The organism is Mesorhizobium sp. Cs1299R1N1, assembly GCF_037179655.1.
GTDB lineage: Bacteria > Pseudomonadota > Alphaproteobacteria > Rhizobiales > Rhizobiaceae > Mesorhizobium > Mesorhizobium salmacidum.
In genome coordinates, this window is the sequence record NZ_JAPYKR010000014.1 from 38,934 (window position 1) to 63,680 (window position 24,747).

A 24,747-nucleotide genomic window follows, 5' to 3' on the forward strand; every position below is an offset into this window, starting at 1 on the left:
CCGGTGGCGTCTTGTGATGACCATTTTCGGATGGCATGCATCAGGTCGGCGCGAGTTCCGCTCCAGGTTCCTTGATGTCGGCGCATTTGCCCACGCCATAGGCGTCGCCGGCGATCCGTGCCTCCACCTTCCTGGCAATCGCCCGCAGATCGATATCCCTGCCGGCGACCCTCTCGATGGCGCCGATGACGAGGTCGGCGGCGATCCAGTCCGGCTTGTGACCGAGATTATGCACCCAGACGAGCTCGGCGCCTGAGATGTCGCGCACCAGGCCAACGGAATGGATATGCGCGTAGACGACCTTGTCGCGGTCGCCGGAGATGACCACGGTCGGCGCCGTGATTTCTTTGTAACGAGGCGCGGCGCCAAGTGCATACCGATAGAGGCCGGCGACGTCGGTGGCATTGGCGCGGAAGGCCGATGGCCGCAGCACCAGCGGGATCGCGGCTGAGGCGAGATAATTGTCCGGCGCCTTGTTGGGCGAGAAGACGCAGGTCGTGGCGTCCGCCATCCGCAATGTTCCCGCAGGATAGCTCAGGGTCTCGGAGAACAGCCGGCCGATCACCGGAATGATGGTCAGGTCGTAGTACCAGGACGTCGCGCCGCCCGGCCAGGGATGGGTTGCCGGTGCCAGGAAGACGAGGCCGAGCGTCTTGTCCGCATGCTCGCGGCCGAAAGCCGCCGTCACCACGCCGCCGAAGGAATGGCCGACAATGATTGCCCTCCTGATGCCGAGACGGCCCATCAGTGCGGCAATGGTTGCGGCTTGCGCCGATGGATCCTCATTGTTGCCTGGGCCGCGTCCCGACCAGCCAAAGCCCGGCCGGTCGAAGAACAGCATTTCGGCACGGCCTTCGAGCAGTGGCCTCAACGGCAGCATCTGATCCCTGAGATTGGCGCTGGCGCCATGGATGAAGACGATCGGAGGCAGATCCGCATCGGCTGGGGCGGGGATGTGGACATAGTGGATGAGGGCGCCGTCGATGTCGGCGAATTCGCCGGCCGGCGGACTGCGGTGCTCGATCAGCCATGAGCCGACGCGGGTCACGCCGACAAGGGCAAGGACAAGCGCCATCAGGAAGGCGAGCGCGGCATAGATCAGGTTCATGCGGGAATATACGGGAATGGAGGGGGATAAGTAGGGGAGTAGGGGAGTAGGGGAGTAGGGGCTCTTCCCCAGTCTATCAAATGCCTTCGCCGGCAAGCTCTTCCGACAGGGTGGCGACCTGGTTCTGGGCGCTGCGCATCATCGGGTAGATGGCCAGCACCTTTTGCCAGGCCTCGAGCGCCGATTGCTTGTGGCCTGTCTCCGCCATGATCTGGGCCAGGCCCGACAGCGCGCCGAAATGGCGTGGCTCGAGCTGCAGCGCGCGGTCGATGTCGGCCATCGACTTGCCGTAGTTCTTCATCATGAAATGCACGGTGGCGCGGCGGTTCCAGCCTTCGGCGTAGTTTGGCTGCAAGGTCACCACCTGGTCCAGGAAATCGAGCGCGACATCGAACTTCCGATCGTTCATCGCTTTTTGCGACCACTGCATCATCAGGTCGATCGAGGCGCTGCCGGACTGGAACCATTCGTTCCAGATGTTGCCGGCAATGCGCTCGGCGGCCTTTTCGTTGCGCTCGCGTTTCAGGTCGGAGAACAGCTTGTCGATCCGCGCCTGCTTCGTCATTGGCGGGGCCGGAGTGTCCCGGGCCGCGGGCTGGGCATCGGAGGGCGCCGACTGACCATCCGTGGCTGCGACCGCGATCGGCCGATCACCGGCCTGCGTCGGCAGGGAGATGACGCCGGAAACCAGGAAAGTCGTCAAGAATGCAAAAAGAATCCGCATCGCCCGAGTTTACTCCCGGGCGGCGGAACATCAAAGTGATTTAGCGTGAGAAGATCGGCAGGCCGACAAACATCAATGGGCGGAGGCAAAAAGCCTCCGGCCGAAAACTCAACCCTGGCGCGCCTTGTAGCGGGGGGCGGTCTTGTTGATGATGTAGACGCGGCCCTTGCGGCGAACCAGCTGGTTGTCGCGGTGACGCGCCTTCAGCGCCTTGAGCGAATTCTTGATCTTCATGGTCTTGCCTGTCGGTGTGGACCCGGTTCCGGGTCGAAATTTTAAGGCGCGCCAGAAGACGCGCCTTTTGAACGGTGGGTGGCTCATAAACGAGGAGCCTTGCCCATGTCAACCGTAAGTCGATCGCAAGCGTGCTCCGCGTCCTGATATCATCAAATATCCGCCATGTCGGCCCCGTGGCATTGCGCGGCCATGAGCCGGCTGGGATGATGCCGTTTGCTTCAAGTGATTTGGGGACGACCATGCGCCGAATATTCCTGTCCGCCTGCCTCGTCGTCCTGGCGGCGAGCGCGGCTGCCCGAGCGCAGGAATGCGACCGTTCCGACGACAGCCAGCAAATGATGAACATCTGTGTCGGCGAGGACTATCAAGCCGCCGACGCCAGGCTCAACAAGGCCTATCAGGACCTGATCAGCTCCGATGATGCCGATGGAAAGAGATCGCTGCAGGCGGCGCAACGGGCCTGGATCGCCTTCCGCGACGCCGAGTGCACGCATTCCACAGCCGCCAGCCAAGGCGGGTCCATCCATGCGATGGAGGTCTCGCAATGCCTGACCGGGCTGACCAATGATCGCATCAAGCAGCTCGCCGCCTCGGCCAATTGCGAGGAAGGCGATGCGACTTGCGCCAGTCCCGGCGAGGACGAGAGCGACGAGGTGCAATAGGCGTGTTTGGTATCAGAGCGGTTGTTACGCAATTCCGGACGGAAAACCGTTACACATTTTTCCCGGAATTGCTCTAACCGCGGCGGCTGATGCGTGTGAAGTGGCCCATCTTGCGGCCGGCCCGGGCTTCCGCCTTGCCGTAGAGGTGCAGCATCAGGTCGGGCTCGGCGAGCAGTTCGGGAACGCGCAGCACGTCGTCGCCGATCAGGTTCTCCATCACGCAATCGGAATGGCGGTCGGGGCTGCCCAGCGGCAGGCCGGCAATGGCGCGGATATGTTGCTCGAACTGCGAAACGATGCAGGCGGCTTCGGTCCAGTGGCCGGAATTGTGGACGCGGGGCGCGATCTCGTTGGCCAGCAGCGAACCGTCGGCCAGTACGAAGAATTCGACACCGATGACGCCGACATAGTCGAGCGCCGACAGGATTTTCGTCGCCGCGTCTTTCGCGGCCCGCGCGGTCGCCGGCGCAATGCCGGCCGGCACGGTCGATGTGTGGAGAATCCCATTGCGATGCACGTTTTCGGCCGGATCATAGCCGGCGACAGTGCCGTCCAGCCCCCCCGCGGCGATAACGGAAATCTCGCGCTCGAACGGCACGAAACTTTCCAGGATCAGCGGCACATTGCCCATTGCCTCGCAGGTGCCGGCGAAACCGCCGGCTTCGATGTTGCGGAAGACGCGCTGGCCCTTGCCGTCATAGCCCATGCGCCGCGTCTTCAGGATGCCGCTGCCGTCGAATGCTTTGAGCGCCGCCGCCAGCCCGTCGTCGGTGTCGACCGGACTGAAATCGGCGGTGGCGATGCCGATGCCGTTGAGGAATGTCTTTTCGCTCACCCGGTCCTGCGCCACGTCGAGCGCGCGCGGCGGCGGATAGACCGGCACCTTGGCGGCAAGCGCGGTTGCAGCGGCCACCGGCACGTTCTCGAATTCATAGGTGACAACGGCGCTCGCCGTGGCCAGTTCAGCAAGCGCGGCCGGGTCGTCATAGGGGGCCGTGATCTGCCGGTTGGCGACCTGGGCGGCCGGGCAATCCGGCTGTGGCTCCAGCACGACGGTGCGGTAGCCGAGGCGGGCAGCGGCCATTGCCAGCATGCGACCAAGCTGGCCGCCGCCAATGATGCCGATGGTCGATCCGGCGGGCAGGCTCACGGTGTATCCGTCGGTTCGGCCGCGACCTTGGCGGTCTGCGAGGCGCGCCACGCGTCGAGGCGCTGGGCAAGCTTGTCGTCATTGAGCGCCAGCACGGCAGCGGCCAGGAGGGCGGCGTTGGCCGCACCTGCCTTGCCGATGGCCAGCGTTCCGACCGGAATGCCGGCCGGCATCTGGACTATGGATAGCAGCGAATCCTGGCCCGACAGCGCCTTCGATTCCACCGGAACGCCAAACACCGGCAATGGCGTCATCGCCGCCGTCATGCCGGGCAGATGCGCCGCCCCCCCGGCGCCTGCGATGATCACCTTGTAGCCGGCGGCCTTGGCGCCCTTGGCGAATTCATAAAGCCGGTCGGGCGTGCGGTGCGCCGAAATGATCAGCCGCTTATGGGGGACACCAAGCGCCTCCAGCGTCTCCGCTGCCTGGCGCATCGTCGCCCAGTCGGATTGGCTGCCCATGATGATGGCGACGTCGGCGCGTTGATCGTTCAAGCTTCTGCTCCCCGGCGACAAAGGCGCGCCTTAGCGGAATTCGCGCGGGGCCGCAAGGATTTCAGGCCATCGGCGAGGTGCCAATGGCCATATCCGGCTCATACCGCCGCCTTGCGGAAGCGGGCGACGAAGTCGTCGAGTTCGGGCCGCTCCATGTCGGAGATCGCCCAGTAGGAGAAGGCGCCGTCGCTCCAGTGCACCATCGCGAAGCCGCCGGAGGAAAGATCGTCCGGCTGAGTGGTCTTGCCGCCCTGCTGCGGTTCGGCGACGAGCGTGATCAGGTGCTCACGGTGACGGTAGACCAGTGCCGGCACCGGCCGGCCTGATATCACCTCGACCCGGCCGCCGATGAGGGCGAAACCGTCCTGGGCAAGGTCCGGCGCGGGCGGTGAGACGCCGATCCGGGCGTCGAGCCAAGGCTTGACCGTGTGGCGGTCGGAGGAAACGATGTCGATCGGGCTTGCGGCGAGCAGGCTGCGGCGATGGCCGCTGGCGACAGCGGCGGCAAAGCCGTCTTCCGCGCCGTTGAACATCACCCATTGCGTCGCGCCGCTGGCCAGCACCGCGCTGATCATGATCGATGCGGCCATGGCGCGCCAGTCGAACGAGCCGAAGCGGCGTGCCCTTGGCGATGTCCGCGCCTGCGAAGGACGCGTCCCGGCTTCCCGTCGCTGGCCTGCGCCGGCAATCAATCCCGGGAGCTTCGACGGCGTGCCGCGCTGCGGCTGGGCCGCATCGGCTTGGTCCTGCTGGTCGGTGCCCGCCATGCCGATTGCCGCGATGCGGGTCCGAAAGGCGTCGCTGACTTCGGGGCGCGGCAAGCGGCTGACCGCGCCTCGCAAGGCAAGTATGCGGGCATGCTCGGCGGCAAGCCGGGGGTCGGCGGCGATGCGACGCTCCACGGCAAGGGCCGCCGCCGCATCAAGCTCGCCATCGACAAGGGCGTGGATCATCAGTCTGATACCTTCGGGATCATTGGGCAGTCCGTCGTCATGGCCGGTCATGGCGCTCTCCCCAGTTCAGATGCCAGCAGGCTACGGGCACGGGCCAGCCTGGACATCACCGTGCCGATCGGCACGTCGAGCATGGCCGCAATCTCGCGATAGCTGAGGCCGTTAATGTCGCGCAGCACCAGCGTTTCGCGAAACGGCTGCGGCAGGGCAGCGATTGCCGCCTCGAGTGCCGCCGTATCGGCCCTGGCGATCAGGCTCGCTTCCGGACCGTCCCCATCGGGCAGGCTGGTGCCATGGGCCGCCGCCATGTCGTCGAGATCGCCCAGATCACCGACGGCCATCATGGCGCGCGGCCGATTGCGAGCCATCCAGGTGTAGGAGGTGTTGCGCACGATGGTCAGCAGCCAGGCACGGGCATTGCCGCCGGCATAGCCCGACATGCCGGCATGCGCCTTGATGCAGGCGTCCTGCACGACATCCTCGGCGTCGGCGGCATTGCCGGTCAGCCAGCGGGCAAGCGCCAGCGCGTCGCCGAGATGCGGCAGCACCACCTGGTTGAAGCGCTCTGCCTGGGCCCTCTCGCTCAAAGCAGCACCATGATCCCCTCCGGAGCGGACAGGCCGTGCCGCCTCAAGATGCGCCAGCGATTTTGCCTGGCTTGCAGGGGCAAAGCCCCCGGAAACGGGCAAAGTCGCTTGCCTTGCTGAAAGTGAATTCATCTGCCTCACCAGTGTCAAGCGCCATGAAAGGAAAGCGCGCCACGGAGGAGGGACTGACGACGGTCATGCTCGCCAGCGCATGACGGCGGCTGCCGCCGCAGCCAGGTTCGCTGTGCTCGCGATGATGGGGCATGCCGATCTCCTCAACGCCAGTAGTGGCGTATGTCGAGGAGACTTGTTGAGGAGACGATTTATTCCCGCACGGGCAAATCCGGCTGTTCACGGTCGCGTGATCAGCCGGTGCTTTCGGCATGGTCGGTTGGCGATCAATCCGGCCAGCGCAAAACACCCGACGAATCCTTGCGCGCAATTTTCATCGCGTCGCCCGGGCGCTCCTTCGCGGTCAGCACGGCGTGCAGGCGCTCAGCGACGAGTTCCGCCTCGCCCGGATGAAGATTACAGGGGTCGAGGAAGAAATGGCCGCGCTCGACCTCATGGTTGCGCACGATGATCGGCGGCGAGCCGGCGGCAAGCGCCGAGGCAAGACCGGCGGCGGTGAAGCGGCTCTCGGGCGAGACGAATATCTGCAGCCGGTCGAGCGGATTGGCGGTGGGGTCGGGAATGATGATGGCGGCGATGCCCGGCAGTCCCTGCAAAGCGTCCTTCCACAGATTGAGTGCCGCCTCCTCGCGCCGGCGGATGCCGGCATGGTCGCGCTTCTCCCAGGCTTCGAGCGCCGCCATGGTGCCGGCGATGCTTTCCTTGCCGACCTTCATGGCGCGGGCGACGCCGCGGTTCTGCAGATAGGCTGATCGCACAAGGTCCTTGCGGCCGGTGACGATGCCGCTGGTCGGCCCGCTCAGGAATTTGTGGCCGCTGTAGACGACGACATCGGCGCCGCGCGCGAGGAAACAGCGCAGATCGTATTCGGACGCGGCGTCGACGATGACAGGCACGCCCTTGGCGTGGCAGATCTCGCAGAACTCCTCCAGCGACAGCATGCCGTATTGCACGGTGTGGTGGGCGACGACGTAGAGGCCCGCCGCCGTGCGCTCGTTGATCGCTTCGCGCACATGATAGTCCTGGGTGACGCTGACCGTGCCGGCGGGCACTACCCTGGCGCCGGCAACGCGGACCGACTGGTCGATCGGCGCGCCGTAATTGACGATGTGGCCAAGCTGGATGACGACTTCCGATTTGAGGTCGCCGGTGTCGTCGGGCAGACGCTCGATGGCGAGCAGGTTGGTTCCGGTCATCGCTCCGGCGATCGCCATGGTGATGCCGCTCGCGCAACAGGCGGTGATGAAGCCGGCCTCGCCGCCAGTGAGGCGCGCGACAACCGTGCTCGCGGCGCGCTGGAGATCGTCCATCTCCACCCATTGCGAGGCCATTTCGGCCATGGCGCTGATGGCTTCCGGGACGATGATCGAGGCGCCGAGCGCGGTCATGGTGCCGGAGACGTTGATGATCGGCCGCAAGCCCAGCCGTTCGCGGATGGTGGTGTTGGAGCCGGTGTCGGAATAGGTTTTCATGTGAGCAAATCCCGTGGGTGGCAGGTCAGGCGGCGATCTCGACGACCGCTTCGATTTCGACGGTGATGTTTCCAGGCAGCGAGCCGACGCCGATCGCCGAGCGCGCGTGGCCGCCGATCTTGTCGAAGACATTAGCGAACAGGTCCGAACAGCCATTGACCACCTTTGGATGGTCGCTGAAGGTCGGCGTCGCATTGACGAAGCCGAGCAGCTTGACGACGCGCACAATGCGGCCGAGATCGCCGGCGGCGGCATGCATGACGGCAAGCAGGTTGAGCCCGGTCAGCCGGGCATGCTGATAGGCCTGTTCGACCGTCACATCCTCCCCGACCTTGCCGGTGCAAAGTGTGCCGTCGGCGCGCAGCGGCCCCTGGCCGGAGAGGAAGATCAACCGGCCGCTCTCGGCATGGGTGACGAAGTTGGCGATCGGCGTCGGCGGCTCGGGCAGCGTCAGGCCGAGTTCGGCGAGCCTGATATAAGGCGTCATGGATGAAGGCTCCTTGGGCGGCCTGGCCGCCTGAGTTTAGAAGTGCGAGGCGCGGAAGCGCGCCAGGAAAGTGCGGAGGCGCTCGTTGGTGGTCTCCGCCGCGAGGATCTCCCTCGGCGGTCCGACGGCGCTGACGCCGCCGTCGGCCATGAAGACGATGCGGCTCGAAGCGTCGCGGGCGAAGGCCATTTCGTGGGTCACCATCAGCATGGTCATGCCGTCCTCGGCCAGGCTGCGCACCACGGCCAGCACCTCGCCGACCAGTTCGGGGTCAAGGGCGGAGGTGATCTCGTCGAGCAGCAGGATCTTCGGTTCCATGGCCACGGCGCGGGCGATGCCGACGCGCTGCTGCTGGCCGCCGGAGAGTTCAGCCGGCAGGCTGTCGGCCTTGTGGGCGAGGCCGACGCGGCCGAGCCAGTGTTCTGCGATCGATCGCGCCTCGGCCTCTTTCTTTCCCCGCACCTTGGTCAGGCCCAGCATGATGTTGCCGGCCGCTGTCAGGTGAGGGAACAGGTTGAAGCTCTGGAACACCATGCCGGTCTCGGCACGCATGGCGGCAAGATCGCGCTCGCTGCGGCGCTGGCGCGTTCCGGCCTCACGGTAGCCGACCTCGTTGCCATCGATGCGGATCGAGCCGCTTTCGTAGCTTTCGAGGAAGTTGACGCAGCGCAGCAGGGTGGTCTTGCCGCTACCGGAAGGGCCGATGACAGTCACCACCTCGCCGCGCTTCACCTGAAGGCTGACGGAGCGCAACACCTCGACGGTGCCGAAGGCTTTTGAGACGTCGCGCACGTCGAGCAGTACCGGACCGGCGTTTGGGGCTTCGGACATCGTGCTATTCCCGGATGAAGGAGAAACGCCGCTCGAGCCGCCGGCTGGCGAGCGAGAGTGCGTAGTTGACCGCGAAATAGATGAGCGCGCCCAGTATATAGAGCGGCATCGCTTCATAGGTACGGCCGATGACCTGGTTGATGGCCTGCATCAAGTCGGTGATGCCGAGCAGCGACACCAGTGCGCTGCCCTTGACCGCGTCGGTGACCCCATTGATCCAGGGCGGCAGGAAGCGCCTGAAGGCCTGCGGAAAGATGACGTAGGTGAGCCGTTGGCGAAAGGTCAGCCCGATCGCCATCGCGGCCTCGGACTGTCCCTTCGGGATCGAGCCGACCGCGCCCCTGAGATACTCGATGACCTGCGCCGTCTTGAACAGAGTGAGCGCGGAAACCGCGGCCCAGAACGACGGCAGATGCAGCCCGATCGCGGGCAGGCCGTAATAGACGAAGAACATCAGCACCAGGATCGGAATGCCGCGAATGGTGTCCGAGAAGATGCGCACCGCCCAGCGCAGCGGCATTGGTCCATAGACCAGGCCAACGCCCAGCAGGACGCCGGCGATGAGCGACAGAACCACGACCAGCAGCGAGACCCACAAGGTCACGGCGAAGCCTGCGGCAAGGAAGGGCAGTGCGTAGAGGATCTGGCCCGGCATGTCAGCGCGCCGCCCTGAACCGGCGCTCCACGAGCCGCAGTCCAAAAAGCATGATGTAGCCCGTCACCAGATACATGGCGGTGGTGACTAGGTAGACCTCGACGATGCGGAAGGTGTTGAAGTTGATCCACTGGGCGCCGAAGGTGAGTTCCGGCACCGAGATGACCGAGGCGATCGAGGTGTCCTTGAACAGCGAAATGAAGGTGTTGGAGAGGGCCGGCAGCGTGATGCGCAGCATGGTCGGCAGGCGCACATGAAGCAGCCTTTGCCAAGGCGTCAGGCCGATCGCCTTGCCGGCGTCGAGCTGTCCGCGCGGGACAGCCTCGAGGCCCGAGCGAAACACCTCGACCAGATAGGCGCCGCTATAGACCGACAGGGTCAACACAAATGAGGTTGGTGCGCTGTAGGCCAGGTCGACCACGGTCGGCAGGCCGTAGAAGACGAGATAGACCAGCAGGATCAGCGGCACGTTGCGGATGAATTCGACATAAGCCGCGATCACCGCCCGCACCACGCGTCCGGCCGAGACATACCAGACCGCGAGCACCAGGCCGATGACGACGCCGATGGCGATCGAGATCACGGCAAGTTCGAGGCTGAGCAGCAGGCCGCCCCAGAGCTTGTCGAAATGCCGCCAGATCAGGTTGAAATTGAGGGCATAGCCCATGCATCCGCCTCGGTGTGAAGGGCGTCGAGTCGATTGCGGAAGGACTGGAATGCCGCCCTTCCGCAATCCGGGATCAGATGACCGGGAAGCCGGGGTGACGCGCCGGCGGTTCCTGGCCGAAATAGTCCTTGAAGGCTGCGTCGTAGAGCGCTGATTCATGGCCGAACATGGCGATGGTGAAGGTCTGGTTGACGAAGGTCAGCCAGTCGAGATCGCCTTGCCGAAGTGCTGCGCCGTAAAGCATCGAATACCAGCTCTTGCCGGCATCAAAATACTTGTCGGGATTGCGCGAGGCGAGCCAGCGAACGGTGGACAGGTCGACAGCGGCAGCGTCGGCGCGCTTGGATTCAAGAGCCTGCAGCACGTTGGCCTGGGTGTCGATCTGCAGCACTTGCGCCTGTGGCAGAGCGTAGTGGACCGAGCTTTCGGCGTCGACATTCTGCAGGATGGAAATGCGGGTCGCCGAACCGCCGGCGAGCAGCTTGTCGAAGGTCTTGTTCTCGGCGGTCGGCAGCGTCAGCAAGGCAACGCCCTCGACATAATAGGGTCGGGAGAAGTTGATCAGCTGCGAGCGCTGGGCCGTCATGGTCATGAACTGGATCGTTATGTCGACCTTGTTGGTGGTGACGTTGGGAATGCGCTGCGCCGGATCCTGCATGACGAACTCGACCTTGGTCGGATCGTCGAAAAGGCCCTTGGCGAGGATGCGGCCCATGGTGATGTCCATGCCGACCAGTTCGCCGGCATCGTTCTCGAAATGCCACGGTGCGTTGGTGCTGCCGGTGCCGACAATCAGCTTGCCGCGGTCGAGCACGGTGCGCAGCAGGCTGTCGGATGCGGCTTGCGCTGCGGCCTTCTGCGCATCGACGGTTGCCAGAACGCCTGCCGTCGCAAGTCCCGCCATTCCCAATTTCAGAAAATCACGTCTTCCGGATGTGTCGTTCACGGCGACCTCCTTTCGTGTTGTGTTCCCCATGCACAGGCCATGCACGCGACAGCGATTATCAAAGATTGTCTCTTACAAGAGACGCATGTATCCTGTACAAGACAGATACTAACACCGGGAATCGACAATGCAAGATGGTAGTGTTTTGGCTGTTTCAGCCGACGAGAAGACGCCGGGCTCCCGTGAAAAGGGTCTCAACCGGGTGCTGGAGATCCTGGAATTTCTTCACACGACGCAGCGTGCGATCGGCATTGGCGATCTCGCCAAGGGGGTCAATGCGCCGCGTTCGACCACCTACACGCTGGTGCGGTTCCTGGTCGATGCCGGGCTGCTGGAAATGGCCGGCGATGGCAACCGCGTCTATTTCGGCAAGAAGCTCTACCTCTACGGAATGGACTATGTGCGCGGCAACGACCTGTTGCGACGCGGGCGCCAGGAGGTCGATCATCTGTCGCGCGAGACCGGCGAGACCTCGGAACTGTGCATGCTGCAGAGCGGCCGTTACACGATCGTCCATTCCAGCCCCGGCACCAGGCCGTTCCGCATCAGTTCGGCCACCGGCCTGCAGATACCGCTGCCCTGGACCGCCTCGGGCCGCCTGCTGCTTGCGGGGTTGGATAGAGCGGCGATCGAGGCCATGGTGTCGGACGACGATCTCGTGCTGCCCGACGGCCGCAAGCTGCGGCTCGAGGATTTCATCGCCGACATCGCAAAGGCAGGGGTGACCGGCTACTGCGTCACCTCGGGTCTGGTCGACGCCTATACGAAATGCCTCGCCGTGCCGGTCTTTTCAGCGCCAGGCAAGGTCGAGGCAACGATGTGCCTGGTGGTTCCGATCGACACGTCGGAGGAGCGGACCGCCGATCTCATCGGCCTGCTGCGCGGCCGCGCCGCCGGGCTTTCGATTGGGGGGTAGGCGCCAGGCGCTGTCCGGCCGAACCGATCGCTCAGTTCAACCTTCCGATAACATCGGGGATTTCGCTCCAGTGGGAGACGATGGCGGCCGCGCCAAGCGCCAGCAAGCTGTCGGCATGCTGGCTTGAGCAGTGCGACCCGCCGACAAATCCGACAACCGGCATTCCCGCCGCGATCGCCGCGGTCACGCCTGCGATGCTGTCTTCGATCACGCAGGCGCGCTGCGGCGGCACGCCCATTTGCGCGGCGGCATAAAAGAACAGGTCGGGAGCCGGCTTGCCCCTGTCCACCAGGACGGAACTGAAGATGTAGGGATCGAAATATTTCCTCAGGCCCGTCACCGAAAGAGCCAGATCGAGCTTGTCTGGCCGACTGCTCGAGGCGACGCACTTTCGCAGGGCAAGCGAGCCGATCACCTCGGCAGCACCGGGAAGTGCCTGCAAGTCCGTGCTGATGGCCTCCTGAACACGCCTTTCGACGGCTCTGGCGAAGTCGCCGCCGATGGTGAGGCCGGTCTCTTTCTCGATCGAAGCGATCATGTCGTGCTGGGACATCCCGGCAAACCGTCGAAGCACGATTTCAAGTGTGTAGTCGGGAAATCCGCGCTGGCCGAGTTCTTCGGCGTCAACGCGACAGGCGATGATTTCGCTATCGACGAGCACGCCGTCGCAATCGCAAATGACAAGCTCAATCGACATGTGCAGTCCTTGGAATCCGATTTATTTGCCGGCAAACTTCTGCGATTGATCGCTGCCGGCCAGGAGAGTCGAGCGTGTTTACATGTATGGAGTAAAACTCCACACGTGTAAACACTATGGAGTGAAAATCCTTTTCACAGTATGTTCGGCGGGCCGGAGACGGCGGCAGGCGATCCCGGCGCGGAACAGGGTGGCCGGTTTCACCAGAAATTTGCACAAGGGCACGCAGCCTGGGATAGAAGACGTCATGAGCGAAGACTTGGCTATTCCCGATTCGACACAACGGCGCGATCGGACCGCGCCGGACCAGGGTCCGCTGGATCGGCTGGAGGCGAGGATTGGCGATCTGCCGACGGCGCTGGCGCGAGCGGCCGTCTACATCGTCGAAAATCCGGAGAAGGTGGTTCGCTATTCGCTGAAAGAACTCAGCAAATTCACCAAGACGGGCGAAGCCAGCATCGTGCGACTATGCCATATAGCGGGGTTCGAGGGTTTTTCGGAATTCAAGCTGGCGCTTGCCGGCCAACTGGCCATTCGACGAACCGCCGGCGTCCAGGCGGCGGGGGATGAACAGCATCCGGTGATTGCGATGGGGCACGAACTGGCGCGTTCCATCGACCATACCGTCGACGGGATCGATCTCTCCGAGATCGAACGTGTCGGCCGGCGACTGGGCAAGACCGTGAGGATCGATGTTTTCGGCTCCGGCGTTTCGGGGATCATCGCCGAACTCTTCGCTTACAGGCTGTTGCGTGCCGGCCTGAATGCCCACGCGATCCGCGATATCACGCTCGCCAATGAAGTGGCCAACGGGCTGGACGCCCGCGCCGCGGCCATTGCCATTTCGGAATCCGGCGTGACGGCAAACACCGTAGAGTTCCTGCGTTCGGCCCGATCGGCGGGCGCCTATACGGTTGCCGTCACCTGTCACTCCAGGAGCGATCTTGCCAGGACCGCCGATGCGGTCCTGCTGATGGCGCGGCTAAACATTCCGGCCTATGGCGGCTATATCAACGCCGTGCCGCGGGCCGTCTATGTCGCCGAAGCACTGTCGGCCTTTGCCAGCCCTTCCAGATAGGCTCTGTTGCCCTCGGTCTATCGAGGGGACCAATCTCCAGATCAACGCTCGATAGCCCTTCGCGGGGTTATCATGACGTTTTCTCAAGAATGGAGCAAAACTCCATTGCGCAATCCAAAATTCGGAGTTACGCTCCGTATCAGATGGCGCTTCCCCGTGGAAATCGATGAGCGGCTTGAGCCCTCTGCCGAAATGCAACTCTGACAAGCCGGGTGCCCCGATGCTTCTCATTCAGTCGAGCCAGACCGCAAGGCGCGATGTCGCTTTCCATCTCCACTCCCAGACCAATCCTCAGCTTCTGGAGGAAGGCGGGCCGCTCGCCGTCGCACGAGGGGAGGGGGTGCGTATCTACGATGGTGGCGGCAAGGCCTATATCGATGCCATGGCGGGTCTTTGGTGTGCGTCGCTCGGCTTCTCCAACAAGCGGCTGGCGGCGGCAGCTGGCCGGCAATATGCCGAACTCGGCTTCTATCACACCTTTTTCCAGCGCACGTCCGACGCTGTGGCCGGCCTTGCCGAAAGGCTGGTCGAGTTGACCGGGATCGAGAATGGCAAGGCCTATTTCGCGACCTCGGGATCGGAAGCGAACGAGACCATGGTCAAGCTCGCGTGGGTTTATCATTCCGTTCGCGGCAAGCCGACCAAGCGCAAGGTGATCGCCCGGGACCGTGCCTTCCATGGCTCCACCATAGCCGCCGCGTCTATGTGCGGCCTCGACTTCATGCATCGGGAGTTCGGGCTGCCCTTGCCAGGCTTTCTTCACACGCTCTGCCCCTCACCCTATCGCGGCATGTACCCGGACGAGAGCGAGGCGGAATTCGGGGAACGGCTCGCCCACGAACTCGGACGCATGATCCTGCGCGAAGGACCGGACACGATCGCTGCTTTCATCGCCGAGCCTATTCAAGCGGGCGGCGGCATCATCGTGCCGCCGCGAGGCTATTTCGCCCGGATCCAGGAGGTGCTCGACAGATACGACGTTCTTTGCCTCGACGACGAGATTGTCTGCGGCTTTGGACGCACCGGCAACTGGTTCGGCAAGGAGACCGTCGGTATGAAACCCGACATGATGGCGCTGGCGAAAGGCCTGTCCTCCGCCTACTTCCCGATCTCCGCGGTTGTCATGGCCCCGGCGATTTATGAGGCAGTGCGGGAGTTCAACAAAGCGGGCGGCAGCTTTGGTCATGGTTTTACCAATTCCGGACATCCCGTCGGCGTGGCCGTCGCCTCGGAGGCGATCCGGATCTACGAGGAGATGGATGTGGTCGAGCATGTCCGTCGGATGGGCGCGCGTCTTCACGGCCATTTTGAGGAGATGGCCCGCGACTCACCAATCATTGGCGAGGTCAGGGGGGCGGGTCTCATGCTCGGCATCGAGATCGTCGCGGACAAAGCTACCCGCCAGCCTTTCGCGCCAGCCTTCAAGGCGGGCCTTTCGTTCGATCGCCTGGCTTATGAGAACGGTCTCGTGGTTCGCTGCATGGGAGACGTGCTCGGCTTCTCGCCGCCTCTCATCGTCGACGAAAACGATATCGATGAGATTGCCGAACGCACGTGGAAGAGCCTGAAGCAGTTGCAAGGGCAGTTGCTGTGAGACGGCCCGGGTTCGTCTCCGCGTCGCATCCATGCCCCACAGCGGCGTATCGCGGAGTAAATCTCCATATTTTTTGTCATAAAAATGAAGCGTTACTCCATCATTATCCGATGAGAAAGCCCAGTGTTTACACGCCCGGTTTTCGCCGACATGAAGGAAGCAGCGCGTGAAGCCGGCCAGCCTGGAGATCAAGGGACTTGCAAAGCGCTTCGCCAGCGTCGAGGTGCTCCGGGATCTCGATCTGGCCGTCAAAGCTGGAGAGTTCCTGTGCCTGCTCGGACCCTCCGGCTGCGGCAAGTCGACCTTGCTTAGATTGCTGGCGGGTTTCGAGCAGCCGAGCCAAGGCGACATCACGCGGGACGGTCAGAGCCTGCTCGGAATCCCGCCGAGCCGGCGCGACATAGCCATGGTGTTCCAGAGCTTCGCGCTCTATCCGCACATGTCGGTGCGCCAAAACCTGGCGGCACCGCTGATCATGCGGCGGCTATCCTTTTCACAACGCCAGCCGCTGGTCGGAGCGTTTTTCCGGGGCACCCGGACGATCCGTGCCGAGATCGCCGGCGAGGTGGAGCGCGTGGCGTCGCTCCTGCACATCGAGGCGCTGCTCGACCGCAAGCCGGGACAATTGTCAGGTGGCCAGAAACAGCGCGTGGCCATTGGCCGGGCCATCATCAGGCAGCCGCGTCTGTTCCTGATGGACGAGCCGCTGTCCAGCCTGGACGCGGTGCTCAGGTCACAAATGCGCGCCGAACTGACCGATCTGCAGCGACGGCTTGGCATCACTACGATCTATGTCACGCACGACCAGACGGAAGCCATGACCATGGCCGACAGAATTGTGGTGATGATGGACGGGCGGGTCATGCAGGTCGGCACGCCGCTCGAGGTTTTCCACGATCCGCACCATATTGCCGTCGCCAGGTTTCTCGGCACGCCGGAAATCAATCTGCTGCCATGCCAGACCGTGGACGGGGGCCACATCCTTTGCCTCGGGCACAGGCTGGCCGCGTCGCTGTCTCCGGACCAGCCTGAGGCCGCCGAGATCGGCGTGCGCCCGGAGGATATGCGCGTGGCGCCGATTTCAGGAGCTGACCCTTCCCTGCCGTGGCGCGCCAGCATCGACCATATCGAACAGGTCGGGCACGAAGCCTTGATCCGTGTAGTGGTCGATGGTCCGCAACGATTCCGGCTGGTCGCCCGGCTGACTGGCGAGATGCTGAATGGTTTCTCGCCGCCCGCCGATGGCAGGGTCTGTGTCGGCTTCGACGCGGCACAGGCCAAGGTCTTCGACGCGAACGGGTCCCGCCTGCGCTCATCCGCCCGTGGAGCCTGCGCCCCGCGCCTGGCGCTGCTCGGGAACAAACGCGCATGACAGCCATGGCCCTGCCATCGCGTCGCGTCGTACACGCCGGGACAGACCGTTCCCAGGCTATCCAAGGCTGGGTGCTCGCCATGCCGGCCGCGATGCTGCTCGCGGTGTTGGTCATTGCCCCTTTGCTCATCGTCTTTGGCATGAGTTTCACGGATTACAGCCTGGCGGCCAGCCATTGGGCCTTCATTGGCCTCGACAATTATACGGAGATCTTTCGCGACCGCAGGGCTTTCGGCGCGGTGCTCCATACCGCCGCCTATATCGCGATCACGGTACCGCTTTCGGTCGGCCTCGGTCTTGTACTTGCGCTTCTCATCCAGCAGCGGAGGACGCTGCGCAATGTCTACGAAGTCGTGTTTTTCCTGCCGGCCACCAGCACCTTCATCGCCATGGCCATCGTCTGGCAGTTCCTGCTGCACGGCCGCATCGGGCCGATCAATGACTGGCTTGTGGCGCTCGGGCTGGGAAGGGTCGATTTCCTGACCGACCCGACGACCGCGCTCGCCACGCTCGCCGTCATCGGGGCGTGGCAGCTGGTCGGTCAGACGACGATACTGACGCTGGCGGGGCTTGCCTCGGTCCCAACCGACATCTACGAGGCTGCTGAACTGGACGGGATGACGAGGGGCTGGGACAGGTTCCTGCGGGTCACCATGCCGATGCTGGCGCCGACGCTGCTCTTCGTGACGGTCACCACGACCATCACCGCTTTCCAGGTCTTCGATTCAGTTGCCGCGCTGACACAAGGCGGTCCCGCCGGTTCGACCGAGACCTTGCTCTACAAGATCTATCTCGAGGCCTATCAGTACACGAACATGGGCTATGCCGCGGCACTGTCCGTGCTGTTCCTGGTGTTTATCGTCGTCTTCTCGATGATCCAGATCCTGTTTGCCGACAAAAGGATTCACTACTGATGGGCGCGCGGGCAATCCCACCCTCGCGGCATATCGCCGGAGCCATCGGCGCCAACACGCTGCTGATGGCGGCGGCCGCCATCGTCCTGATGCCTTATGCCTGGATGCTTCTCACCGTCACCCGGGCCCCGGCCGACATCTTTTCCGACCCGTTCGGCCTGCCGCACGATCCCGGCATCGTGGTCGAGAATTTCCGGCGCGCGTTCCAGACGGTGCCGATGGCGCGCTTCCTTTTCAATGGGGTCGTCGTCGTAGCGTCCCTGCTTGTGCTGCAGTTGGCGGTCGCCGTCCCCTGCGCCTACGCGCTGGCGAAATTCCGGTTTCGCGGCAATAGGGTGTTGTTTGCGATGGTCGTCTCGGCGCTTTGCGTCCCCATTCAGGTGCCGATGCTGCCGATCTACATTGCGCTGGCGTCGCTCAATGCCCTCGACAGCTATTTCGCGCTCATCTTTCCCTTCATCCTCTCGCCGTTCGCGATCTTCTTGCTGCGGCAGCGTTTCAAGTCCTTCCCGGACGAAATCATCCAGGCGGCGCGCCTCGACGGTTTCAGCGAAATCGAAATCCTGCTGAAACTCGTCGTGCCGAGCGCCAAGCCCGTCATTGCCGCCTTTGCCATCTTCTCGATAACCGCGCACTGGAACGATCTCTACTGGCCGCTGATCGTCGTTTCCTCGCAGACCATGGCAACGCCGCCGCTCGGCATGCTGTTTTTCCGCGACGGCGACATAGGCACGGACTACGGCGCCCTGATGGCCGGGGCGATCGTGACCGTTGCGCCGGTCATGGCCGTCTTTCTCGTTGCTCAACGCCATTTCATACGGGGCCTCGCCATGACCGGCCTGCGTTGAACTGAACATTTCCACCCGCGCGGCCGCAGCCCCGCCTTGCCCAACTCCAACACGAAATCAGGAGACGATCCGTCATGCCCAGATGGTTGAAATATCTTGCCGCGGCCTGTCTTGCCGCGTTCATCGCGCCGGCGCCCGGTATGGCCGAAACGGTCACCCTCAACGTCCAGTATGCCTGGCCTTCGCACAAACGCTTTCACGATCCGCTGGCCGAAGCCTTCATGAAAGAGCACCCCGACATCAAGATCAACTATCTGGCGCCGGCGGCGAGTTACACGGATGGCCAGCAGCGCATCCTGCGCTCGGCGGTCACCGGCAACCTGCCTGACGTCTACTATTCCGGCTACAATTACCTTGGCGAACTCGTTCACGCGCTCGCGGCCAAAAGCGAGATCTCCGATCTCTCGCCGCTGCTGACGGCTGAAGGCGCCGACTGGGTCAAGGCCAATTACTCGGACGCGATCCTCAACCTGGGCCAGGTGGATGGCAAGCAGTGGGCGATCCCACTCACCGCATCGACACCGATCATCTACTACAACAAGGACCTCCTCGCTTCCGTGGGCGCAAACGAGGAGGTGCTGAGGACCTGGGAGGGCATCATCGGCGCGGCGGAGAAGATTTCCGACGCGGGCGCCGCGGACGGCATGTCCTATGCCGTCAACGAATGGGGCGACGACTGGCTCTGGCAGGCGCTAATCCTGAATTCAGGCGGGCAGATCATGAATCCCGACAAAACCGCCGTTGCCTTTGGCGATGACAGCGGCAAAAGCGCGGTGACGCTGATCCGGCGCTTTGTCACCGAGACCAGGATGCCTTTCCTCGATGAGGATCAGGCCATCCAGCAATTTGCCGCGGGCAAGCTCGGCATTTATATCGGCTCGACGGCTGAAGTGCGTGTCATGGGCGACGCAATCGGAGGTAAATTCCATTTCGCGACCGCCCCCTATCCGGCGCCGCTGAAGGGTGCCGGCGGCTTGCCTGTCGGCGGCAGTGGGGCCGTCATTACCGCCACGGATCCGGCGAAGCAGAAAGCGGCCTGGGAGTTCGTCAAGTTCGTCACCGGCCCGGCAGGCCAGAAGATCGTCGTTTTGGGCTCCGGTTACATGCCGACCAATCTCGAGACGGTGAAGCCGGGCTATCTCGGCAACTTCTACGCCGAGCATAAGGACTGGACGACGAGCCTCGGCCAATGGCCGATCGCCAAGCCCTGGTTCGGCTACCCCGGCAGTTCCGGGCCGCGCATCTGGGACGAACAGAAGGCCGTGCTCTCGCAGGTGATGCGCGGCGAAGTGACGCCGGAGGCCGGATTGGCCGGACTGGTGGAAGTGACCGCGCGGCTGGCAAAGTCGACGAACTGACCTGGCAAGCGCGCGGGTCAGTTGGCCTGCGCGCCCCTTTCGACGCGGAGTTGCCCTTGAGCAAAATCATCCACCTTTCCGATATCTATATGTGCCCGGCCGGGGAGCGTGTAGTCGGCTTCGATCCCGCCGCCCGTCTTCAGTCCGTGATAGCGGCCCTGAACAGCGAACATGGCGATGCCGATCTCGTCATCATCAACGGCGATCTTGCCGACCGTGGGGACGAGGCCTCCTACGGACGGCTGCGGAGGCTGCTGGCCGACCTTTCCATTCCGGTCCGGCTGATGCTCGGCAATCATGACAACCGGCAGGCGTTTCGCCGTGTCTTCCCCGAAAGCCATGACGATGGCAACGGCTTTGTCCAGGCGGCCGTTGCGCTTGGTCCTGAGCGTCTGATCCTGCTCGACACGCTCGATGAGGCGAGGCCGAGCGCGGGTTTTCTCTGTTCATCCGGCTCGCCTGGCTGGCGGCCGAGTTGAGCGGTCATCCGGTGGCGCCGACGATCCTCTTTCTGCACCACCCGCCATTCCCGCTCGGCGTCGACTATTTCCGGGAAATGCTATTGCGAAATGGCGATGAGCTGGAAACGCTCCTCGACCGTCATCCTCAGGTGAAGCATGTGGCCTTCGGCCACGTGCATCTCACGGCTTATGGCTGGTCAAGCGGCAGGTCCTTCTCGGCAACGCGCGGAACCTGCCATCCGATCCACCCTCTGTTCGAGGGAATGTCCACCCGTTACGTCGATCGGCCGCCATCCTACGAGGTCGTGCTCGTGGAGGGCGGCCGCATCCTCGCCCATTCCATGGAGGTCGCGGACATGATCGTTGCACGTGAATATGCCGACGATGATGGCGGACCTGGCCGGATCGAGTTGCTCAAGCCGGAAGTGCAATGGGCCCGAAAGTGACGGCGGGTTCCGTCTCAGGCGATGATGTCTGGAATGATCTTGTCTTCCAGTTTCATCAGCCGGTCCTTGAGGGCCAGCTTCTTCTTTTTCATGCGCTGGATCTGCAGCGGGTCGCAATTCATGGCGATCATCGCGTTGATCGCGGCATCGAAATCGGCGTGTTCCTGCTTCAGCCGGGAAAATTCGAGGCGAGTATCGGCCTGTTCCTGATCGGACATTCTCTACCGTCTGCACGTCTGCGGCGCCCAAATACTGGGCCTGGTTGGGCGGGGGCGGCAACTTCTGCCACCGGCGCGCAGCCCATATCACATTTCACGTTGTCGTGGAATGCTACCACGCAGCATTCGACATCGCTGCCTGATGGTGGCACACTGTCATTGTGCCGTCACAGATGCGACCTGCGGTGGACGTGCCTTTGACGGCTGCAATCGAGGAAACCATGAAAGGGAGAACCAATCATGTCTCTTGCATCCCATCTTGATGAGTTGCAGCGGAAACACGGCGACATCGAACGCGAAATCGATGACGCGATGAATCACCCGTCGGTCGACGATCTCGACATCGTAAATCTCAAGCGACGCAAGCTGGCACTCAAGGATGCGATTGAGAAACTGAGGGCGCAACCAACCTCGCATTGACGCTCACCTGACATAGTCCGCTCACCACTGGCGGTCTTCCTTGCCGGCGGCGCCTGCCGCCGGTGCAGTGGTTTTAATTTCAGCGCTTCCATAAGTCGAAGCTAATATCCTTCACGCTCATTTGTGCCCGGCCGCCTTCAGGTCGGCGTGCTGTTTCAGGTCCCCGGCGGGATCAATTGCTGCCAGTGGCGACCTGTCGCCATTGACAAGCCATCTTTGCTCCTCCACCTCATGCCCGGACTTCAGCGCATCGGACCCGGCTTGTGCGTCCAGCGGACGCACGGGCTTCAGAGAGACGCATAGCGCTCCAGAGAGACGCATGGCGCTCCAGAGACAAAAGGCTGCCGGCATGACCGGATATTTTTCCTTTCCCTTCCCCCGCCGCACCTCGGTCGGCGTCGATGTCGGCGGTGTGGTCGTCGGCGGCGGCGCGCCCGTCGTCGTGCAATCGATGACCAATACCGACACGGCCGATATCGACCAGACGGTCGCGCAAGTCGCGGCGCTGCACCGCGCCGGTTCCGAAATCGTGCGCATCACCGTCGATCGCGACCAGAGTGCGGCCGCCGTGCCGCGTATCCACGAGCGACTGTTGCGGCTCGGCATCGATGTGCCGCTGGTCGGCGACTTCCACTATATCGGCCACAAGCTTTTGGCCGACCATCCGGCGTGCGCCGAGGCGCTGGCCAAGTACCGCATCAATCCCGGCAATGTCGGCTTCAAGGACAAGAAGGACCGGCAGTTCACCGATATCGTCGAAATGGCGATCAAGCACGACAAGCCGGTACGCATCGGCGTCAACTGGGGCTCGCTCGACCAGGAACTGTTGACCCGGCTGATGGACGACAACCAGGACAAGGGGTCCCCCTTGACCGCGCAGGAAGTCACGCGCGAGGCGATCGTGCAGTCGGCGATCCTGTCGGCCGAGATGGCCGAAGAGATTGGCCTTAGCCGCGAAAAAATCATCCTTTCGGCCAAGGTCAGTGGCGTGCAGGACCTGATCGCCGTCTACACCGAACTCGCCACCCGCTCCAATCACGCGCTGCATCTCGGCCTCACCGAAGCCGGCATGGGCTCCAAAGGCATCGTTGCTTCTTCCGCCGCGATGGGCATCCTCCTGCAGCAAGGCATCGGCGATACCATCCGCATCTCGCTGACGCCGGAGCCCAACGGCGACCGCACCCGCGAGGTGCAGGTGTCGCAGGAACTGCTGCAGACCATGGGCTTCCGGCAGTTCGTGCCGATCGTCGCGGCCTGCCCCGGCTGTGGCCGCACCACCTCCACCGTGTTCCAGGAACTGGCGCAGAACATCCAGGCGGACCTGCGCAAGAACATGCCGGTGTGGCGTGAGAAATACCCGGGCGTCGAGAACCTCAAGGTCGCGGTGATGGGATGCATCGTCAACGGCCCGGGTGAGTCCAAGCATGCCGATATCGGCATTTCGCTGCCCGGCACCGGCGAGACGCCGACCGCGCCCGTCTTCGTCGACGGCAAGAAGGCGGCGACGCTGCGCGGGCCGTCGATCGCGGCGGATTTTGAGAAAATGGTCGCCGACTATATCGAACAGAGGTTCGGTCAGGGCGGCAAGGCCGCGGCAGAGTAAGCCAGATGCGGCGTTTCCCCTGGGCGACGCTGATTTTCCTGTGCGGCATGGCCTGGTCGACGCTTGCCCAGGCCGACCCGCCGCAATCGGCCAAGCAGCGGCTGATCGACAAGGTCTGCAACCTGATCCAGGCGCATGCCGACCAGAACAGTCTCCCCCGGGACTTCTTCGCCCGCCTCATCTGGAAGGAAAGCCGGTTCGATCCCAATGCCGTCAGTCCCGTCGGCGCCGAGGGCATCGCCCAGTTCATGCCGGGCACCGCGAAGATGCGGGGGCTGGAAAATTCCTTCGATATTAACCAGGCGATCCCGGCGTCGGCTAGATATCTCGCCGAAATGAAGACCAGCTATGGCAATCTCGGCCTGGCTGCCGCCGCCTACAATGCCGGTGAGAGCCGGGTGTCGCGCTGGCTGAATTCCGGTGGCTTCCTGCCGATGGAGACGGAAAGCTATGTCTTCGACGTGATGGGCGAGCCGGTCGACAAGTTCACGGACCGGGCCTATGCCGGAAAAGTCGAGCCACTCGATGGCAAGCTGGATTTCGCGGTCGCCTGCCGCAAGCTGCCGGTGATCATGTCGAGAACGGTGGCGATGGCCTCGATCAACATCAAGCCATGGGGCGTCCAGGTGGCGGGCAATTTCCGCCGCAGCGCCGCGATCAGCCAATGGCTCAGGGTGCGGGGCCGTTTTCCGGCCCTGCTTGCCGGGCATGATCCGGTGGTGAGCCGGGTGCGCACGCCGATTGGCCGGCGCGGCATCTACGCCGTCAGGATCGGGATCGACGACCGAACTGCGGCCAATGTCATCTGCCAGAAACTGCAAAGCGTCGGTGGCGCCTGCGTGGTGGTGCGCAACCGGTAAAGATCTGAAGACGGCGCCCGTCGCATCCAGCAACAATTTCAGCTATAGCGGCCACCATCTCTCCTTGGGCAGCAGCCCTGTCATCGCGAGCGCCCATGTTCGACGGATACATCATCTGCGGCACGCCCAGAACCGGCAGCACCCTGCTGTGCAAGCTGCTGGCGGCCACCGGAACGACCGGCGATCCCCACTCATTCTACCGGCGGCAGGATGTGTCGGAGTGGGCTGAGCACTGGGGACTGCCCGCTCGCGACACGATGGGCGAGCTTGAATTCCAGCTTGCCTATCTCAATGCGGCGATCGGTGCAGGCAAGGGCGATACTGAAATCTTCGGTTTGCGCCTGATGCGGGAGAACCTGGGCGAACTTTCAGCGAGACTCGACGGGATTTTTCCGGAGCTCGCGTCGGACAAAGCGCGTTTCGAGAGGGCTTTTGGCCGTGTCCTCTACATACACCTGTCGCGCGAAAACAAGCTCGCGCAGGCCGTCTCCCTGGTCAAAGCCCGGCAAACCGGTCTTTGGCATATCGCCCCCGACGGAACCGAAATCGAAAGGGTAGGGCCTTCTAGGGAACCTCACTATGATTTCGAGCGCATCAAGGGTGAGGTCGAAGAATTGGAAGCCCATGATGGCGCCTGGAACATCTGGTTCGCGCAACAGGGCATAGCGCCATTGCGGATCGGCTATGAGCACCTTGCCGCCGAGCCGGCCGTGGCACTGCTGCGCATCTGCGAAGCCCTGGGCGCCCGGGCACCGGATGCCCGGCATGTCAGGCCCGGCGTCGCCAAGCTCGCCGACGAGACAAGCCTGGACTGGATGCGCCGCTTTCATCTGGACGCAGCCGTCTGAGGCGTTGAT

The 24,747-nt window shown here is 63.4% G+C and carries 30 protein-coding genes; 14 read left to right on the forward strand and 16 right to left on the reverse strand.

Annotated features, from left to right (window positions below; translation table 11 throughout):
- Positions 1 to 40 precede the first annotated feature (40 nt).
- From O7A70_RS26665 to ykgO, 3 genes are all read right to left on the reverse strand, one after another.
- Positions 41 to 1,108 (reverse strand): alpha/beta fold hydrolase, encoded by a 1,068-nt coding sequence (locus O7A70_RS26665; RefSeq protein WP_337143033.1) that lies wholly within the window; start codon positions 1,106 to 1,108, stop codon positions 41 to 43.
- A gap of 76 nt (positions 1,109 to 1,184) precedes the next feature.
- Positions 1,185 to 1,832 (reverse strand): tetratricopeptide repeat protein, encoded by a 648-nt coding sequence (locus tag O7A70_RS26670; RefSeq protein WP_337143034.1) that lies wholly within the window; start codon positions 1,830 to 1,832, stop codon positions 1,185 to 1,187.
- Between the two features lie 108 nt (positions 1,833 to 1,940).
- On the reverse strand, positions 1,941 to 2,066 hold the full coding sequence (ykgO, locus tag O7A70_RS26675; RefSeq protein ID WP_006327841.1) for a type B 50S ribosomal protein L36: 126 nt from the start codon (positions 2,064 to 2,066) through the stop codon (positions 1,941 to 1,943).
- A gap of 242 nt (positions 2,067 to 2,308) precedes the next feature.
- On the opposite strand from ykgO, the gene O7A70_RS26680 reads away from it, so the two are divergent.
- Positions 2,309 to 2,731, forward strand: a complete 423-nt coding sequence (locus O7A70_RS26680) for a lysozyme inhibitor LprI family protein (protein WP_337143035.1) — start codon at positions 2,309 to 2,311, stop codon at positions 2,729 to 2,731.
- Positions 2,732 to 2,804: 73 nt separating this feature from the next.
- Here the strand turns inward: O7A70_RS26680 and O7A70_RS26685 are convergent, their stop codons facing one another.
- The 11 genes from O7A70_RS26685 to O7A70_RS26735 form a co-directional block, all read right to left on the reverse strand.
- Positions 2,805 to 3,881 carry a 5-(carboxyamino)imidazole ribonucleotide synthase gene (locus O7A70_RS26685; protein ID WP_337143036.1) on the reverse strand — a complete coding sequence of 359 codons (1,077 nt, stop codon included), beginning with the start codon at positions 3,879 to 3,881 and terminating at the stop codon, positions 2,805 to 2,807.
- The gene (gene purE / locus O7A70_RS26690) at positions 3,878 to 4,375 is read right to left on the reverse strand and encodes a 5-(carboxyamino)imidazole ribonucleotide mutase (protein ID WP_027141852.1); all 498 of its coding nucleotides are present in this window, start codon (positions 4,373 to 4,375) and stop codon (positions 3,878 to 3,880) included. The genes O7A70_RS26685 and purE overlap by 4 nt, the downstream gene beginning before the upstream one ends.
- A gap of 98 nt (positions 4,376 to 4,473) precedes the next feature.
- The gene (locus O7A70_RS26695) at positions 4,474 to 5,379 is read right to left on the reverse strand and encodes an anti-sigma factor family protein (protein WP_337143037.1); all 906 of its coding nucleotides are present in this window, start codon (positions 5,377 to 5,379) and stop codon (positions 4,474 to 4,476) included.
- Entirely contained in the window at positions 5,376 to 5,915 is a 540-nt protein-coding gene (locus tag O7A70_RS26700) for a sigma-70 family RNA polymerase sigma factor (RefSeq protein ID WP_337143038.1), read from the reverse strand. Before O7A70_RS26700 ends, O7A70_RS26695 begins: the two co-directional genes overlap by 4 nt.
- 43 nt (positions 5,916 to 5,958) lie before the next feature.
- Positions 5,959 to 6,180, reverse strand: a complete 222-nt coding sequence (locus tag O7A70_RS26705; protein WP_337143039.1) for a hypothetical protein — start codon at positions 6,178 to 6,180, stop codon at positions 5,959 to 5,961.
- Positions 6,181 to 6,313: 133 nt separating this feature from the next.
- Positions 6,314 to 7,519, reverse strand: coding sequence for an aminotransferase class V-fold PLP-dependent enzyme (locus tag O7A70_RS26710; protein WP_337143040.1), 1,206 nt, complete (start codon positions 7,517 to 7,519; stop codon positions 6,314 to 6,316).
- A 25-nt stretch (positions 7,520 to 7,544) separates the two neighbouring features.
- Positions 7,545 to 8,006 (reverse strand): RidA family protein, encoded by a 462-nt coding sequence (locus tag O7A70_RS26715; RefSeq protein WP_027141856.1) that lies wholly within the window; start codon positions 8,004 to 8,006, stop codon positions 7,545 to 7,547.
- 36 nt (positions 8,007 to 8,042) lie between these two features.
- A complete protein-coding gene (locus O7A70_RS26720; RefSeq protein ID WP_337143041.1) occupies positions 8,043 to 8,837 on the reverse strand; it encodes an amino acid ABC transporter ATP-binding protein in 795 nt (264 codons plus the stop codon).
- 4 nt (positions 8,838 to 8,841) lie between these two features.
- Positions 8,842 to 9,492, reverse strand: a complete 651-nt coding sequence (locus O7A70_RS26725; protein ID WP_337143042.1) for an amino acid ABC transporter permease — start codon at positions 9,490 to 9,492, stop codon at positions 8,842 to 8,844.
- Position 9,493: 1 nt separating this feature from the next.
- The gene (locus tag O7A70_RS26730; protein WP_027141859.1) at positions 9,494 to 10,159 is read right to left on the reverse strand and encodes an amino acid ABC transporter permease; all 666 of its coding nucleotides are present in this window, start codon (positions 10,157 to 10,159) and stop codon (positions 9,494 to 9,496) included.
- 73 nt (positions 10,160 to 10,232) lie between these two features.
- A complete protein-coding gene (locus O7A70_RS26735) occupies positions 10,233 to 11,063 on the reverse strand; it encodes a transporter substrate-binding domain-containing protein (RefSeq protein ID WP_010911956.1) in 831 nt (276 codons plus the stop codon).
- Between the two features lie 169 nt (positions 11,064 to 11,232).
- On the opposite strand from O7A70_RS26735, the gene O7A70_RS26740 reads away from it, so the two are divergent.
- The gene (locus tag O7A70_RS26740; RefSeq protein ID WP_337143043.1) at positions 11,233 to 12,021 is read left to right on the forward strand and encodes an IclR family transcriptional regulator; all 789 of its coding nucleotides are present in this window, start codon (positions 11,233 to 11,235) and stop codon (positions 12,019 to 12,021) included.
- Between the two features lie 31 nt (positions 12,022 to 12,052).
- Here O7A70_RS26740 and O7A70_RS26745 read toward each other — a convergent pair whose 3' ends face one another.
- Positions 12,053 to 12,718 carry an HAD family hydrolase gene (locus O7A70_RS26745; protein ID WP_337143044.1) on the reverse strand — a complete coding sequence of 222 codons (666 nt, stop codon included), beginning with the start codon at positions 12,716 to 12,718 and terminating at the stop codon, positions 12,053 to 12,055.
- Positions 12,719 to 12,965: 247 nt separating this feature from the next.
- On the opposite strand from O7A70_RS26745, the gene O7A70_RS26750 reads away from it, so the two are divergent.
- The 8 genes from O7A70_RS26750 (at position 12,966) to O7A70_RS26785 (ending at position 20,789) form a co-directional block, all read left to right on the forward strand.
- Positions 12,966 to 13,796, forward strand: a complete 831-nt coding sequence (locus tag O7A70_RS26750) for a MurR/RpiR family transcriptional regulator (protein ID WP_337143045.1) — start codon at positions 12,966 to 12,968, stop codon at positions 13,794 to 13,796.
- Positions 13,797 to 14,016: 220 nt separating this feature from the next.
- Positions 14,017 to 15,390, forward strand: coding sequence for an aminotransferase (locus O7A70_RS26755; protein WP_337143046.1), 1,374 nt, complete (start codon positions 14,017 to 14,019; stop codon positions 15,388 to 15,390).
- A 166-nt stretch (positions 15,391 to 15,556) separates the two neighbouring features.
- Positions 15,557 to 16,762 carry an ABC transporter ATP-binding protein gene (locus O7A70_RS26760; RefSeq protein ID WP_337143047.1) on the forward strand — a complete coding sequence of 402 codons (1,206 nt, stop codon included), beginning with the start codon at positions 15,557 to 15,559 and terminating at the stop codon, positions 16,760 to 16,762.
- Positions 16,759 to 17,676, forward strand: a complete 918-nt coding sequence (locus O7A70_RS26765; protein ID WP_337143048.1) for a carbohydrate ABC transporter permease — start codon at positions 16,759 to 16,761, stop codon at positions 17,674 to 17,676. The genes O7A70_RS26760 and O7A70_RS26765 overlap by 4 nt, the downstream gene beginning before the upstream one ends.
- Positions 17,676 to 18,524, forward strand: a complete 849-nt coding sequence (locus O7A70_RS26770) for a carbohydrate ABC transporter permease (RefSeq protein ID WP_442921214.1) — start codon at positions 17,676 to 17,678, stop codon at positions 18,522 to 18,524. The genes O7A70_RS26765 and O7A70_RS26770 overlap by 1 nt, the downstream gene beginning before the upstream one ends.
- Before the next feature lie 74 nt (positions 18,525 to 18,598).
- The gene (locus O7A70_RS26775; protein ID WP_337143049.1) at positions 18,599 to 19,882 is read left to right on the forward strand and encodes an ABC transporter substrate-binding protein; all 1,284 of its coding nucleotides are present in this window, start codon (positions 18,599 to 18,601) and stop codon (positions 19,880 to 19,882) included.
- Positions 19,883 to 19,938: 56 nt separating this feature from the next.
- Positions 19,939 to 20,361, forward strand: coding sequence for a metallophosphoesterase (locus O7A70_RS26780; protein ID WP_337143050.1), 423 nt, complete (start codon positions 19,939 to 19,941; stop codon positions 20,359 to 20,361).
- Between the two features lie 11 nt (positions 20,362 to 20,372).
- Entirely contained in the window at positions 20,373 to 20,789 is a 417-nt protein-coding gene (locus O7A70_RS26785) for a hypothetical protein (RefSeq protein ID WP_337143051.1), read from the forward strand.
- Between the two features lie 14 nt (positions 20,790 to 20,803).
- Here the strand turns inward: O7A70_RS26785 and O7A70_RS26790 are convergent, their stop codons facing one another.
- Positions 20,804 to 21,007 (reverse strand): YdcH family protein, encoded by a 204-nt coding sequence (locus O7A70_RS26790; RefSeq protein WP_027141861.1) that lies wholly within the window; start codon positions 21,005 to 21,007, stop codon positions 20,804 to 20,806.
- 240 nt (positions 21,008 to 21,247) lie between these two features.
- On the opposite strand from O7A70_RS26790, the gene O7A70_RS26795 reads away from it, so the two are divergent.
- The 4 genes from O7A70_RS26795 (at position 21,248) to O7A70_RS26810 (ending at position 24,738) form a co-directional block, all read left to right on the forward strand.
- The gene (locus O7A70_RS26795) at positions 21,248 to 21,427 is read left to right on the forward strand and encodes a YdcH family protein (protein ID WP_027141862.1); all 180 of its coding nucleotides are present in this window, start codon (positions 21,248 to 21,250) and stop codon (positions 21,425 to 21,427) included.
- 349 nt (positions 21,428 to 21,776) lie between these two features.
- Positions 21,777 to 23,030, forward strand: a complete 1,254-nt coding sequence (gene ispG / locus O7A70_RS26800; protein ID WP_337143139.1) for a flavodoxin-dependent (E)-4-hydroxy-3-methylbut-2-enyl-diphosphate synthase — start codon at positions 21,777 to 21,779, stop codon at positions 23,028 to 23,030.
- A gap of 5 nt (positions 23,031 to 23,035) precedes the next feature.
- Positions 23,036 to 23,890 (forward strand): lytic transglycosylase domain-containing protein, encoded by an 855-nt coding sequence (locus O7A70_RS26805; protein WP_337143052.1) that lies wholly within the window; start codon positions 23,036 to 23,038, stop codon positions 23,888 to 23,890.
- Between the two features lie 95 nt (positions 23,891 to 23,985).
- Positions 23,986 to 24,738, forward strand: coding sequence for a Stf0 family sulfotransferase (locus O7A70_RS26810; protein ID WP_337143053.1), 753 nt, complete (start codon positions 23,986 to 23,988; stop codon positions 24,736 to 24,738).
- The last annotated feature ends 9 nt before the right edge of the window (positions 24,739 to 24,747 follow it).